Here is a 14,872-nt window from a genome sequence, read left to right on the forward strand (position 1 = left end):
GGCCCCTGTGACGCAGCGTCTGGCGGTAAAAGCGGGCATCATATTGCAGCGCGAAGGAATAATTAAAACAAAGCGCTAGGCGCGGCGCGCAATATTGCCTTTAATGACAGGTGTCCTTGCATTGCTTTGCAAGGGAACCCAGATTTTGAAAAGGCCGTTCCACGTGACCCCATTTATCTTCAATACCACTAAATCAGTTGTTTTCGAAAACGGGGCCGCCCGGCGTCTTGCCGAGATTGCTGGCGGGCTTTTGAGGCAGCACTGCCTGCTAATCACTGACCCCGGGTTGCGAGGGCTGGGTCTTTGTGACCCGGCGATTGCGGCACTAGAAGCCGCGGGCCACACGGTCACGGTGTTCGACGCTGTCGAAGCAGACCCCTCCCGCGATACATTGATGCAAGCGGTCGAGGCGGGCAGGGCGGCAGGCACCACGGGCGTGATCGGATTTGGCGGCGGTTCGTCGCAGGACGTGGCCAAGCTGGTGGCGCTGCTGTTGGGTTCGAGCGAAAATTTGGACAGCGCCTGGGGCGTGGGACAGGCCAAAGGGCCACGCCTGCCGCTGGTGCTGGTGCCGACAACTGCCGGCACAGGGTCAGAGGTGACGCCAGTATCGATCATCACGGTCGGGGATGAGGAAAAGCGCGGGGTGTCTTCCCCGGTGATCCTGCCCGATATCGCCATTCTGGACGCTGAGCTTACCCTTGGGCTGCCTGCGCATATCACCGCCGCCACGGGTGTCGATGCGATGGTTCACGCGATTGAGGCCTATGCCTCGAAAAATGCCAACAATAATCCGGCATCCAAGCTGCTTGCCCGCGAGGCCCTGCGGCTGCTCGGGGCTAATATCGAGGCGGTCGTGGCGGATGGATCAAACCTGGAGGCGCGGGGCGCGATGCTGCTGGGATCCATGCTGGCCGGACAGGCCTTTGCCAATTCGCCCGTGGCTGCGGTTCATGCGTTGGCATATCCAATCGGCGGCACTTTCCATATTCCGCACGGGCTGTCGAATGCGTTGGTTCTTCCCCATGTTTTGCGATTCAATGCGCCTGATGCGGGCACGTTATATGCTGAAATCGCGGCCGATGCCTTTCCCGAACTGGCCAAGGTCGAAGGCACAAAAGCTCGCACGGCGGCATTCATCGATGCCTTGGCGGATCTGTCTGCGCGGGTCGGGCTACAAACCCGATTGCGCGACGTCGATATTCCCAAAGAGGCGATTGAGAAAATGGCAGCCGATGCCATGCTACAAAGCCGCTTGCTGGTGAATAATCCGCGTGACGTGACCCAGGCAGACGCGCATGCGATCTATACGGCAGCGTGGTAATGTCTGACCGCCCCGTCGCCCCAACCCGCGCAGATTTCAACGACTTTTACCCGCTGCAAACCCGCTGGAACGACAATGACGCCTATGGGCACATGAACAATGTCGTCCATTATGCGCTGTTTGATACGGCGGTGAACGGCTGGCTGATCGAACGCGGCTTGCTGGATCCGCTGACCAGTCCGGTTTTCGGATTGGTTGTGGAAACGGGGTGTCGTTACTTTGGCGAAATGCAGTTTCCGGACCGTGTGACCGCTGGGTTGCGTGTTGCCAAACTGGGCCGTAGTTCGGTCCGGATGGAGCTGGGGTTGTTCCGCAACGACGACGATATCGCATCGGCCGAAGGGTTCTTTGTGCATGTCTATGTCGACCGCACGAACCACCGGCCAGCGGAATTACCGGGCCCCACACGCGAAGCACTCGAGGGTTTGCAATAACCCCGCGCAGTTGCCGAAGCACGGGTTAGTCGGTTGCATCTTGTGCTTGTCCACATGTTATAACCCCGCGATTCGCATCAGTATTCTGCTGTGCAGCAATTCTTGCTGCGACTGCATGTTGCTTTAATCGTTGAATGATCGGAGCGTACCCCGTGGCCAAGAAGAAACGTATCGTCGTCAAAATCGGATCCAGCCTGCTGGCAAACGAAGAGAAACTTACTTTGCGTTTTGCGTTCATCAACGGGTTGTTGGCCGACCTCGCCGCGTTGCAGGCCCAAGGTTATGACATCATCCTTACGTCCTCGGGCTCTGTTGCTTTGGGTTTGAATATGATTGGAAAACGCCCTGAAGATGCTGGTATTCTGGACAAACAGGCCGCCGCAGCTTGCGGTCAACCGTTGCTGATGAACGCCTACCGTCAGGTCGCGTCGGAATATGACATGGGCGTGGCCCAGATGCTTGTCACTGTCGAAGACATGGAAGAACGCTGCCGGTTTTTGAACATCAAAAACACCATGCTGCGGCTGTTTGAAAACAACATCCTGCCGATCATCAATGAAAACGATTCCATCGCGACGACCGACCTGAAAGTCGGGGACAATGACCGTCTTTCTGCAAAAGTGGCACAGATGATCGAAGCCGATCAGCTGATCATCCTGACCAGTGTTGAGGGCCTGTATGATCGTGATCCGTCAAAGCCGGGCGCGCAGTTTATCGAAGAGATAGAAGATGTTAGCGAACATCTGGAATCCACCAAAAGTGTAAGCGAGTTGGGCAGTGGCGGGATGATGACCAAGATGCTGGCCGCGAATATGGCGCAGAATGCCGGGGTCGAAACCATCATCGCCGAAGGCCTGATCGAGGCACCGGTATCGTCCGTACTGCGCCGCGAGCGCCGTCATACGCGCTGCTTGGCACGTGACAAAACCGGATCGCCGCTGATGATCTGGCTGAGCAACCGCTTGCAGGTCTCCGGCACATTGGTGGTCTCAAACGCCGCCGTCGCCGCGATTTCGTCCAAGGAGCGCGGGCTGGCCCGCAATGACCTAGTGTCTATTCAGGGCGAGTTTTCGAAGGGCGACGTGCTACATGTCTATGATGAAGAGGGAAACGAATTCGCGCGGGGTCTCACGAACTTCTCGTCCGAGGAAACGATCCTGATGGCGCGCAATCCCGACATGCAGGTCGAAGATGTGATCGGCTATAAGACCAAAAGCGATATTATCGGGTCCGAGAATATCCTGATCCTTGAAGATCATCACCTGCAACTGGACGCGCCCATAGACGACGCGCAGCCGGTGATCTCGGTCTAAATGGATTCGCTGGGCCAGGCCTGCCTACACCGTTAAAGTCACGGCGCGTTTGTCACAAACTGGGCTAGACAAACCCCGCAAAAGTCGAGATAAGCCGACACGCATCAGGAACTGACCACCCTGATGAACCACCGCGGCAACGCGGTCGAGGCGAGTTGGCGGAGTGGTTACGCAGCGGATTGCAAATCCGTGTACACCGGTTCGATTCCGGTACTCGCCTCCATATTTATCAGAGACTTACAAGATGAGCGCGGTCCATTTGATTGCGGGTTACAGTTTGGCTTACACACACGGTCCGATTTGCTGAGCGATGATAAGTTTTTCGAGACCCTAACACGCGAGGCGGCAAGGCGGGACGTGTTCCGCTACATACATAACCCGACACGCAAGCATAGAAATGACGGCAGGCTGTCGCCAGTGACTATGAAACAGAAAAAAAGAAACTGAACGAGGCCCGCATCTACAAATCTAGGGACGCTTCAGTTCTAACAACGCACACGAAGCAGAAAATACTGAATGAACGCGATCTGGTGCAGGCTTAAACCTATGGGCGTGTCCAGGTTTCTGCGCCTCGCGTATTCACAAATACCTGGAAAACAGAGCTGGTGGCTGTCATGAACATGCTGTGTCCATTTCGGCCTCCAAAACACAGGTTCGATACTGTCTCGGGTAGCAAGATTTTGCCCAGAAGTGCCCCGTCGGACGCAAAGCAATGTACGCCGTCACCAGCCGAGGTCCACAGGTTTCCCATGATGTCGAGGCGAAAACCATCAGGAATGCCGCAGTCGATCGTGGCAAATATCCCACGATCCCTGAGCGTGCTGCCATCAACATCGAACTGACGAATAACGGTTGGCACATCAGGGTCATGACTGGCCCCGCTTTCCGCAATGAACAGCCGCGTTTCGTCGAGAGAGAATGCAAGGCCGTTTGGTTGGACGAAGTCGGAAACGACTGCGGTGCAGGCCCCGGTTTGCGGATCAATGCGGAACACATTGCGGGCGTCCTGTTCTTGTTCCGCTTGAAAACCTTCAAAATTCGTCATGATCCCATAGGACGGGTCGGTGAACCAAACGGCCCCATCCGAGCTGACCACAAGATCATTCGGTGAATTCAGCCGTTTGCCTTGATATGAAGACGCGAGTACCGTCAAAGAACCGTTGCTTTCGGTGCGAACAACATCACGGGTTCCGTGTCGGCAGCCAACCAAACGGCCCTGCCGATCCCGTGAATTGCCATTGGTAAAACCCGAGCTGCTGCGAAAGACCGAGAGACCCTCAGTGTCGCTCCAGCGCATAATTCGCTGTGACGGAATGTCTGAAAACAGAAGGCAGTTGTGATCGCCGATCCAAACGGGGCCTTCGGTCCAAGTGAAGCCATCGGCGACTTTTGTTAACCGCGCCAAGGGGTGCACCAATTGCAAAAACCGGTCGTCTCTAACATCTAGGTGTGAAGGGAATTTTATCATATCAAATCCATTTCAAAGAAACGTTGTAACAGGTTCGCATACTATTCGGGCAAAGTTGGCCTGTTCGGTTAGTGGCTGTCGCGCGGGAGCGTATTTCGTATCTTCTGGTATTTCGTCGCGTGGTCCAGGCACCCGCCGTCGGCAAGCTGGCCTACTTTCTCGCGGTAGAGCTCTTCCCATGGTGTTTGGTGTTCAAGCACTGGCGCGGTCCAATCGGCTATGCGCCGTTGCCATTCGTCCGGGGCGACCATAGCATTCAGGGTGCGCGCGTTCAAATCAAGCCTCACTCGATCTCCGTTTTGCAGATAGGCTAAACCGCCACCAACAGCGGATTCCGGCGAAGCATTCAGGATCGAAGGGCTTTCTGATGTGCCTGACTGGCGGCCATCTCCGACCGTTGGCAAGTGGGTGATACCTTGCTTGATCAACGCATCGGGTGGCTGCATGTTTACGACTTCGGCAGAGCCGGGGAAGCCCACGCAACCGGTTCCGCGAATGAACAAAACGCAGTTTTCATCGACGTTCAGATCGGGATCATTGAGCATTGCGTGATAATGTTCGGGCCCATCAAATACGATAGCACGGGCCTCCAATGCGTTCTCGTCACCCTTGCGGGACAGAAAACGCTTTCGAAAATCTTTGGAAATAACCGAAGATTTCATAAGCGCGGAGTCAAACAGGTTGCCACTGAGCACAAGAAAACCGGCGTTCTCCCTCATTGGGTCAGCGACGCTTCGGATCACAGCTGTGTCTGCGCTGCGGATCCCCTCCAAATTCTCGCCCAAGCTTTTACCCGAGGCGGTCATCACGTCGGTGTTCAAGAGATCGGCCCGTGCCAATTCGCCCATGACGGCGGGCACACCGCCTGCGCGGAAAAACCTTTCTCCCAGGAATTCTCCTGCGGGCTGCATGTTGACCAACAATGGCACGTCGAAACCGAAATCCTGCCAGTCTTGAATGTTCAACTCGACCCCTACGTGGCGGGCGATGGCCTGAATGTGGGGCGGCGCATTTGTTGAACCGCCCAAAGCCGTTGCAACGCGGATCGCGTTGAGGAATGCGTCGCGGGTCATGATCTTGGACGGGGTCAGGTCTTCATGGACCATGTCGACGATGCGCTTGCCTGTTTCATAGGCCATGCCCATCCTCTCGCGAAATGGCGCGGGTATCGCGGCACATCCCGGCAAGGACATTCCAAGGGCCTCGGCCAAGGCATTCATCGTGCTGGCGGTGCCCATTGTGTTGCAATGCCCTAATGACGGGGCAGAGGCACATGCGCGGCTGATGAATTCGTCGTAGTCAATGACGCCCTCGGCCAGCAGGCGTCTGCTTTCCCAGATGATCGTGCCGGAACCGGCAAGTTCGCCCTTCCACCAGCCATCCAACATCGGCCCGCCCGACAAGGCAATCGCCGGAAGATCCATGGTCGCGGCCCCCATCAACATAGCTGGCGTCGTCTTGTCACATCCCGTGGTGAGAACGACCCCGTCCAAAGGATAGCCGTGCAAGATTTCAACAAGGCCCAGATAGGCAAGGTTCCGGTCAAGTGCTGCAGTCGGGCGCTTGCCGTTTTCGTGCAGGGGGTGGATCGGGAATTCGATAGGGATGCCGCCCGCATCGCGAATACCCGCCTTGATCCGGTCGGCTAGAAACAGATGGATTTTGTTGCACGGCGTCAGCTCAGATCCGGATTGCGCGATGCCGATGACGGGCCGGCCAGATTGCAATTCCTGAGGCGTAAACCCGTTGTTCTGATATCGCTCGAGATAGAGCGCGGTCATGGCCGGGTTGTTAGGGTTGTTGAACCATTCCTCTGAGCGAAGCTTTCCGTTTGCTCTAAACTTGTCGCGATAATCGGTCATGGGAATGATATCTTTCGTTCAGTTTGTGAGTAGTGTCGACGCCCCCCTTGAGGCCTAGCCTGAGGGGGGCGCGGACACTGTCGCAGTGGCCGGTCCAGTTCAGGCTGTCACGTCATCGGGCAATATGTCGGATGGAATGTTCTGGTAGCAAATAGGCCGAAGAAACCGGCGGATCGACAGCGTGCCAACCGATGTTGCGCCAAAATTGGTTGAGGCGGGGTAGGGTCCGCCGTGCACCATTGTGTCACTGACTTCGACCCCTGTCGGGAATCCGTTTGCCAAAATCCGGCCGGCTTTGCGTTCCAAAACAGGCAGCAGGACGCGCGCGACCTCATGGTCGGCATTCGACATGTGCAAGGTGCAGGTTAACTGCCCTTGGAGGTGGCGTGCGCAGGTCAGCATTTCCTCGATGTCGGACACACGAACAACGAGGCCAAGCGGGCCGAACACCTCTTCCCCCAACGCTTCGTTTGCAAGGAACTCTTTGGCCGTGGTGCTGAACAGGTTCGGCGATGCATAGCGCGGCGCAGCTTCGGTTTGCATCAGCCCGTCCACATTGCTTGCATTGGCCATTGCGTCGGTGCCGCTGCGGTACGCGCTTGCAATCCCTTCGGTGAGCATCGCTTGCGGTCCCACGTCCCGCAGCGCATTCGCGGCCTCGTCACAGAAAGTATCCGCATCCGGCCCTTCAACAACAAACGCGATGCCGGGGTTGGTGCAAAACTGTCCGGCACCCATTGTGAGCGAGCCTGCCCAGCCTTTCGCAAGGTCGGTCGCGCGTTCCGCCATTGCGCTAGGCAATAAGAACATTGGATTGACGGAGCCGAGTTCGCCAAAAAACGGGATTGGTTCGGGACGTGCTGCGCAAAGGTCAAACAACGCACGCCCCCCTGCAAGTGATCCGGTGAAGCCTACCGCCTTGATCAACGGGTGCTGGACGAGTGCGGTGCCTACATCACGTCTGCCACCTTGGATCAGGCTGAAGATACCGGGATCGACGTCACATCGGGCGATGGCAGCATGGATCGCTTCGGCAACGATCTCGCTCGTGCCCGGGTGCGCCGAATGACCTTTCACCACAACGGGGCATCCAGCGGCCAGCGCCGCCGCAGTGTCCCCGCCTGCAACCGAAAAGGCCAAGGGGAAATTCGATGCGCCAAACACGGCAACGGGGCCAATCGGGCGCTGCATCATGTACAATTCCGGGCGCGGGGCAGGTTGACGGTCTGGCAAGGCTTTATCATGCCGTCTATCCAGATAGTCGCCATCCAGAATGTGCTGCGCAAAGAGCCGAAGCTGCCCTGTGGTGCGCCCACGCTCCCCTTGAAGGCGCGCTTCTGGCAGGCCTGTTTCAGAACTGCCAATTGCGGTGATGTCATCGCCGCGCGCGTCGATTTCTTCGGCGATCGCGATCAAAAGATCTGCACGAGACTGGCGTGATGACAATGAAAAGGAGCCAAACGCCTTTTCGGCCAGTTCTACAGCTTGATCGACCAGGTCAACGGTTCCCACCGAAAAACTATGCGCGTCTCCATGTGCGGGCGAAGATTGAAAACGATCCTGAGAGGACATCCAAGAGCCACCAATCAGATGGCGTCCATGTGGTTTAAAGGTCATAGCAGTTGCCTTTCAGCAAGATTTTTCATCAATGCACGCGCCCCGAATGTCCAAGCCGGACATTCTGTAGACAGCGAGACACGGTTACGAAGTTCCCCAAGTGACGACGTCGAAACGGTCACGGTATCGTCTAACTTGTGAGTGAAACCCTGACCGGGGGTGTCGCGGTCTTTGATCGGTGCGAACATGCTGCCCAGATACAGCATCATGCCATCAGGGTACTGGTGGTGCGGGCCTATGGATTGGCTGACAATACTTTCTGGCGAGCGGCTAATCTCGCTCATCGCGCAGTTTTCTTCGAGCACAAACCCGTCTGTGCCTTCGATGCTCAACCTGATGTCGGCCTGCTTTACATCGTCAAGCGTAAAGGCGTCGTCGAACACGCGAATGAACGGTCCGATAGCAGCCGAAGCATTGTTGTCCTTGGCCTTTCCCAACAACAAGGCAGAGCGCCCTTCAACATCTCGCAGATTAACGTCGTTGCCAAGCGCCGCACCGCGGATCGCGCCTTTAGAGGACACGGCAAGAACGATCTCCGGCTCAGGGTTATTCCACTTTGAAACTGGGTGCAGCCCGACCTGTGCATAAGACCCGACAGCCGACAGGGGCTGTGCCTTGGTAAAGACTTCTGCATCAGGCCCGATCCCAACCTCTAGATACTGTGACCAAAGGCCTTCAGCTTCCAGAACCTTCTTAACCTGTTCAGATTGCTTTGATCCGGGTTCGATATCTTTCAGTGACCCACCGATGATCTCTGACACATGTTCGCGGATTTCGGCGGCGCGGGTGAAATCACCAGCGGCACGTTCTTCGATTACACGCTCGATCATGGACTTTGCAAAGGTAACCCCAGCGGCCTTGATCGCCTGAAGATCGCAAGGGGCAAGCAGGTGTAGGTGGTCTGGCGAGCAGTTTGCCTCAAGTGAGGATTGTTCCAGCTCCTTTAGGCTGCAAACAAGGTCGCCGGTTATTGACGTGAGGACGGACTGGATGTCGCGTTCCTCAAAAAGGGCCGCCACCGTTGGAACCTCGCGGCATGTGATGTCCCAAACTTGCCCGTCTCGCAAGTGAACGACAGATGGTCCGATCCCGGGGCGCCAGACACGCCCGATATATGTACCGTTCGATAGCAATCCAAATGGGTGCTGTTGCATGTGTTCCCCCTAGTTCTGTTTGCCGCGGCCGTAGACCAGCAGCATTGTGATGATCACGACCCCGTATATGATCTGGCGGTAAGATTCTGGCATTTGCATGATCGATAGGACCGAATTCAAAAACACGATCAAAGTCGCGCCAATGAGTGTTCCCAGATAGCGACCTCGTCCCCCAAGAATATGGGTGCCACCCAACACAACCGCAGCAATAGCAGGCAACAGGTATGGTGTGCCCATGTCCTGATACGCCTTGGCCGAATAGCCAGCCAGCAAGACGCCAGCAGTGGAAGCGCACAGCGCAGAGGCGACGAATGAACCTATAATGACCCTGCGCGTGCGGATACCCGAAAGATAGGCCGCGCCTTCTTTTACGCCGACGGCGTAGATCGATTTGCCAAATCCCGTCTTGGTCAGGATCGCGGCGATCACAATGGATACAAATGCCCAGACGAAAATAGCGACCGGAATGCCCAGAAATGTGTCAGCGGCCAGATAGCGCATCAATGGTGATGCTTTCGTCTGCGGGGCAAATCCACCAGTATGGGCGACCATCAAACCGCGCAAAACGGAATCTACCCCAAGAGTAAAGATCATCGAAGGGATGCGAAGGAACGAAACCCCGAACCCGTTCAGGAGGCCAACGGCCAAGCCAACAGAAAGACCCGCAGGAATGGCCCAGGGTCCGCCCACGCTCGTTGCCATCATCGCGGCGGCGGTCATGGTCCAAGGCACAGACAGGTCGATATGTCCCAGCAGTACCACCATCATCATGCCTGCGGCGCAAATGCCCAAGAACGATCCGATCTGCAACTGTTGCAAGAGGTAGGACGGAGTGAGCAAGGGGGCCGTTCCCTGTGTGGTCAAGGTATAGGCCGTGCCGACCATCAGAATGACCAAGGTCGTCAGAAGCGCAATGAGTAGCGGACGGTCAGCGGGCTTTGAAAAGCTCAAGAAAGTCATCGGAAAAGCCCCAGTTTGTTTTTGACCCTGAATGTGCGCAGTGCGCCAAGGCTGACAGCCACGAGAAGAACCAACCCTTCGATAAGAGGTTGAAGCAATGGGTCGATGGATAGGATGCGGAAGAAGAAAGAGATGATCCGTAAGATGAATGCACCGATCATCGAACCGATTGGTCCACCGGTGCCGCCCATCAAGGACGTGCCGCCAAGCACAACGGATGCGATCGAGTTCAATGTGTAGGTTCCCGCTTGGGTAAGGTCGGCGTTGCCAGAGGATGTTTGAATGGCCAGATAAAGCCCGCCGCATGCAGCAAAGAAGCCCGCAAGTGTAAAGGCTGCGATCTTGGCCCGTGCGATGGGCAAGCCGGACAGATGCGCGGCACCTTCCGCTGAACCAATCGCATAGATCGTGCGACAGGTTACAGTGCGCTTGAACGGGAGCCAAACCCCCAACGCGACGACCAGCAAAATGATCAGCGGCACGGGTATATTAACGAAGGGCTGTATCCACGCGGCGTTTCCATTGTCGGCAAACCCGTAAGTTTCCGCAAAATCAAAAACAGCGTTTGTCGCGGCCCAATTAAGATCTCCGTCGATATCCCCTCCGGGGGAGGGACGCAAAATAAGGGCAAGACCAATGGCGATTGCGCCAGTTGCGAGGGTCGCAATAATCGGCTGAATGCGACCGTAGACGACGATCAAACCGTTCATCAGGCCAAACATCGTACCCGCGCCCAAGGTCAGAACAGCGCCAAGCAACATCTGCATCGGCGTGCCTGTCACGACGTGGGAGGCAATCGTGTTTGTCAGCGTCATTACAGCGCCGACAGACAAGTCCAGCCCCCCGATCAGAACGGGTATGGTTTGAGCGATTGCGACAAATGCCAAAGCAACAACTTCGTTAGAGTTCTGCACCAACACTGCCGTCGAGAACCCGCGCGGATGTATGGACTGATACGTAATAAACAGAACCGCGAATAAAACGAGCGCGCCGGTGAAGCCGCGGTTTCGCAAGACAGTGGCTTTGAGTTTTCCAATCATGCCGGGTCGTCCTTGTGAATATTCAGTGAGGCGGCAACGATTGCTTCTTCGGTGAGCGTATCGCCTTCCAGTTCCGAGACAATGCGCCCGTCGTACATGACGCAGACTCTGTCACAGCAGCCGATAAGTTCCGCGTAATCTGTTGAATAGAGCAGAACCGATTTCCCGGCTTCAACGAGATCGCGCATCAAGCGGTAGATCTCTTGCTTGGTTCCGACGTCAATGCCGCGGGTCGGGTCATTCAGCAAAATGATGTCAGGGTTGAGCATCAACCACTTGGCGATCACCACTTTTTGCTGGTTGCCTCCCGATAGGGTCTCTACCGGATCGTCTGCGCTCCCGACTTTGATCTGCAAAAGTTCAATGGCTTTTGCGATTGCTTCGTTGGCCAGGCGGCCATTGATGACGCCAGCCTGAGACACGCTTTTGTAATTGGGCAGCAAGATGTTGTCGCCAATCGACATCTCCAGCATCAAACCTTCGGTTTTGCGATCCTCAGGCACCAATGCAAGACCTTGCCGTTTGGACTGTGCTGGCGAGGAGGGTTTGTAAGTGCCACCTTGAAAGGTAATCTCTCCAGTCATGCCGCGCAGTGCGCCAAACAGGCCGAGCAACAGCTCCTTGTGGCCCTGTCCATCAAGCCCGCCAAGCCCCACGATTTCACCTGCGTTCACTTGTAGATCGACGCCCTTGAGACTGTTTTCCCAGCGTAAACTGGACACGGATAGGGTGGTTTCCCCGATAGGGGTTGAGCGTTTGGGCGGGTACTGGGCCGTGATTTCACGGCCAATCATAAGTTGGACAATTTCGGTTTCGTTCAATCCGCCCTTGTCAAAGGATTGGATATGCTGGCCGTTGCGAAATACGGATAGGCGATCACACAAAGCGTCGACTTCTTTCATACGGTGACTGATGAATATGCAGGCAACACCATCCGCGCGCAGCTCGTTCATGAGATCATAAACGGTTTCCACGTCATTGCTTGTCAGGGCTGATGTCGCTTCATCCAAGATCAACACACGCGGGTTTTTGGCGAGGGCCTTTGCGATTTCAATCATCTGACGACGCGAAAGGCTAAGTTCGCGAATATGTGCGTCCGGGTCTACATCTTCACACTTGATCCGTGCGAGCAATTCGACCGCCATCTGACGTTGTTTGCGGTTGTCGATCATTCCCATCCGGCGAGGGGGCTGATCAATGAATATGTTCTCTGCAACTGTGAGGTCAGGCACCAACGACAATTCTTGAAAAATGCAGACGATACCATCTGCGGTCGCTTCCGCAGTAGAGCGATAGGAGACCTGTTTTCCGTTGTTGAGAATTTGCCCTTCGCTGGCTCCCAAAACCCCAGACAGGATTTTGATCAGCGTAGACTTACCCGCACCGTTTTCGCCTAAGATCCCGTGGATGCTTCCGGCTTTGCAAGAAAAATTTACATTGTCCAAAGCCGTGACCCCACCAAAATAGCGAGATACTCCGCGCAGCTGAACAATAGCGTCGGATGAATTCATGATTGATTTCTTACTGAAGAATGAGTGGGTGCCGGACGACGTCTTGAGATCGCCCGGCGCTCTGTTTGGTTAGCTGTCGGATTCGTCTTCGGCCATAATTGCAGGACCGGAGATGTTCACGTCGCAGGGCGGGAACTCGTTGACGGTAAAGAAGTTATCCGGAAGATCGCTCCAGAAGTTCTTGCCGTCTTCCAGTTCGTCATAGGTCGCGACAGGCAGCGGCACCGAGATCAACTGAGGCATCACATTGCCCTCAAGCGCCGAAACCGCAGCTTTCATTGCAATCGCAACGAGGCCCGGTGATTGCCCGATCGAGATGCCCTTGAGGCCAGCGTCGGAATGTTCCGAAAGCGCCTTGCGGTATCCATTCTCGGACTCGCCCGATACAGGCACCCAAGGATGACCGCTGTCCTGAATGGCCTGAACCATCCCGTTAGAGCCGCCTTGCGCTACGACAGCAGCAAATTCGCCATGGACTGCGATTGCATCGGCAACCACTTTTTGTGTGGTGCCATCGTCCCACATGCCGTTGACGGAAACCATTTCCCAATCGCCGTCATCCGCTGCGAACACTTCGTTGATCCCAATGGAACGGTCACGGTCCACAGAGTTGCCCGGAAGGCCGCGCACTTCTAGGATTTTACCGCTGGAGACGCCTTTTGCGTCCAGTTCACCAAGTACAAACTCGGAGAACATGCGACCCATAGCAAGCTGGTCTTCGTTGACCTGCATCACCTTGTCTGTGTCCAATACGTTGTCGAACGGTACAAGAACAACATCGTTGCGATCCGCAAGGCGAATGACGCGGTCAAACCCGTCGGGGCTCACAGCAATCGTGATGATCGCATCATAACCTTGGTTGATGAAGTCTTCGATCGCACCCAATTGCGCAGGCGCGTCCGTCCCAGTCGAAACGACCTTGAAATCAGAGATTTTGCCAGCGATTGACGGGTCTTCAGCGAAGGCTTTGGCCGTTTTGATCATTTGGATACGCCATGTGTTTCCAACAAAGCCGTTCACGACAGCAACGCGGAACGGACCTTCGCGCGCTTCCCATTGCATAAAGTTGGTTTCGTCAGTCCATGGTGCAAAGCATTCAGGGTTCACACCCGGCCCGCTCACAATATTTGGACCCGCAAATGCCGCCCCGGCCATCAAAGCCGCGCCAGCTGTCAAAGTTGCTAGAGTTTTGTACATTTTTCCCTCCCTGGAAAGTTATAGTACTGCTCACGCCCCGGTAAGCATTTGAACAAGCTTGTTTTATTATTTGTTTTTTCGGACGTGTCTGAAGTTCACGATCCCGTTTTCGAGGTGTGAATTCATTAGATATTGGTAGGCGAGCCGATCGCGCGCTTCTAACGCGTTGATGACGCCTTCATGTTCTTCAAAGGTCGCCGTTTTGAAGGTATCCGGGGTCTTACCATTCTTCATGATCCTCAGGATCACGGGCTTCATCAGGCCGTAGATGTCCAAGATCGCCTTGTTGCGGAGCACGCGGATCAGTCGCGTGTGAAACTCAAAATCATGCTCTGAAGCGACATCGATTTCACTTGGTTCTTTAAGTTTAGAGTTGATCCCTCGCAGATCAGAAATGTCTTCATCTGTGATCTGGTCGAACAGTGCCTCGACAGAGGACACTTCCAAAAGGCCGCGAAATCCCTGTATGTCTGAAAAGGTCTCAATAGAAATGTTCATGACGTTGAAGGAAAACATTTCAATGGCAGAAGACATTCTGTTGTCGACGATTGTTGCGCCAACTTTCGGGCGCACTTCGACCACCCCATAGGTTTTCAAAATGCGCATGGCTTCGCGCACGGTGTTACGAGAAGCGCCGAAGATTTCGCACAGTTCTTTCTCGGTCGGCAGTTGATCTCCGACGGTTAAACCGCGCTCGCCAATGAGCTGTCGCATTCGGTCAACGAGTTCGTCCACGGCAGAGCGTGCTACGGTAGATTTACCCATGTTGGCAAATGTGGTCATCGGCGTCTTTCCATTCTGAGTGCGCAGCATTTCAAGCATCGTGCTCGAATCTGCATGGCGTAACGGATAAGTCGGTTGAATTATATTGTCCAACAAATAATCCAATTATGCTCGTAATATACTAATATTGACGCCTAAAGCCATTAATTGTCCAACAAAATGGGTCGATCTAACAGGAGGCGAAATCTAGTGGTTCTAGGGCCTTGGGT

Annotated in this window: 12 protein-coding genes and 1 tRNA gene; 4 read left to right on the forward strand and 9 right to left on the reverse strand. The window is 55.2% G+C overall.

Going from position 1 to position 14,872, the window contains the following annotated elements; translation table 11 throughout:
- Nucleotides 1–163: 163 nt before the first annotated feature.
- From BM347_RS06660 to BM347_RS06675, 4 genes are all read left to right on the forward strand, one after another.
- Nucleotides 164–1,324, forward strand: coding sequence for an iron-containing alcohol dehydrogenase (locus BM347_RS06660; RefSeq protein WP_093916072.1), 1,161 nt, complete (start codon nucleotides 164–166; stop codon nucleotides 1,322–1,324).
- Nucleotides 1,324–1,758, forward strand: a complete 435-nt coding sequence (locus BM347_RS06665) for an acyl-CoA thioesterase (RefSeq protein ID WP_093915665.1) — start codon at nucleotides 1,324–1,326, stop codon at nucleotides 1,756–1,758. Before BM347_RS06660 ends, BM347_RS06665 begins: the two co-directional genes overlap by 1 nt.
- Before the next feature lie 152 nt (nucleotides 1,759–1,910).
- A complete protein-coding gene (gene proB / locus BM347_RS06670) occupies nucleotides 1,911–3,071 on the forward strand; it encodes a glutamate 5-kinase (RefSeq protein ID WP_093916073.1) in 1,161 nt (386 codons plus the stop codon).
- A 149-nt stretch (nucleotides 3,072–3,220) separates the two neighbouring features.
- Nucleotides 3,221–3,294: transfer RNA gene (locus tag BM347_RS06675), tRNA-Cys, on the forward strand.
- A 321-nt stretch (nucleotides 3,295–3,615) separates the two neighbouring features.
- Here BM347_RS06675 and BM347_RS06685 read toward each other — a convergent pair.
- The 9 genes from BM347_RS06685 to BM347_RS06725 form a co-directional block, all read right to left on the reverse strand.
- Entirely contained in the window at nucleotides 3,616–4,539 is a 924-nt protein-coding gene (locus tag BM347_RS06685) for an SMP-30/gluconolactonase/LRE family protein (protein WP_093915667.1), read from the reverse strand.
- Nucleotides 4,540–4,607: 68 nt separating this feature from the next.
- The gene (locus BM347_RS06690) at nucleotides 4,608–6,401 is read right to left on the reverse strand and encodes an IlvD/Edd family dehydratase (protein WP_093915668.1); all 1,794 of its coding nucleotides are present in this window, start codon (nucleotides 6,399–6,401) and stop codon (nucleotides 4,608–4,610) included.
- Between the two features lie 99 nt (nucleotides 6,402–6,500).
- Complete coding sequence (locus tag BM347_RS06695) at nucleotides 6,501–8,018, reverse strand: aldehyde dehydrogenase (NADP(+)) (protein ID WP_093915669.1); 1,518 nt, start codon at nucleotides 8,016–8,018, stop codon at nucleotides 6,501–6,503.
- The gene (locus BM347_RS06700; protein WP_093915670.1) at nucleotides 8,015–9,172 is read right to left on the reverse strand and encodes a fumarylacetoacetate hydrolase family protein; all 1,158 of its coding nucleotides are present in this window, start codon (nucleotides 9,170–9,172) and stop codon (nucleotides 8,015–8,017) included. Before BM347_RS06700 ends, BM347_RS06695 begins: the two co-directional genes overlap by 4 nt.
- Before the next feature lie 9 nt (nucleotides 9,173–9,181).
- Nucleotides 9,182–10,132, reverse strand: a complete 951-nt coding sequence (locus BM347_RS06705) for an ABC transporter permease (RefSeq protein ID WP_093915671.1) — start codon at nucleotides 10,130–10,132, stop codon at nucleotides 9,182–9,184.
- Complete coding sequence (locus tag BM347_RS06710; RefSeq protein ID WP_093915672.1) at nucleotides 10,129–11,172, reverse strand: ABC transporter permease; 1,044 nt, start codon at nucleotides 11,170–11,172, stop codon at nucleotides 10,129–10,131. Before BM347_RS06710 ends, BM347_RS06705 begins: the two co-directional genes overlap by 4 nt.
- Nucleotides 11,169–12,683: a sugar ABC transporter ATP-binding protein gene (locus BM347_RS06715; RefSeq protein WP_093915673.1), complete on the reverse strand. Its 1,515-nt coding sequence runs from the start codon at nucleotides 12,681–12,683 to the stop codon at nucleotides 11,169–11,171. Before BM347_RS06715 ends, BM347_RS06710 begins: the two co-directional genes overlap by 4 nt.
- Nucleotides 12,684–12,752: 69 nt before the next feature.
- Nucleotides 12,753–13,880, reverse strand: a complete 1,128-nt coding sequence (locus tag BM347_RS06720; RefSeq protein ID WP_093915674.1) for a sugar ABC transporter substrate-binding protein — start codon at nucleotides 13,878–13,880, stop codon at nucleotides 12,753–12,755.
- 66 nt (nucleotides 13,881–13,946) lie between these two features.
- Complete coding sequence (locus tag BM347_RS06725; RefSeq protein WP_175498519.1) at nucleotides 13,947–14,663, reverse strand: FadR/GntR family transcriptional regulator; 717 nt, start codon at nucleotides 14,661–14,663, stop codon at nucleotides 13,947–13,949.
- Nucleotides 14,664–14,872: the final 209 nt, after the last annotated feature.

This window comes from Sulfitobacter marinus (genome assembly GCF_900116285.1).
GTDB lineage: Bacteria > Pseudomonadota > Alphaproteobacteria > Rhodobacterales > Rhodobacteraceae > Sulfitobacter > Sulfitobacter marinus.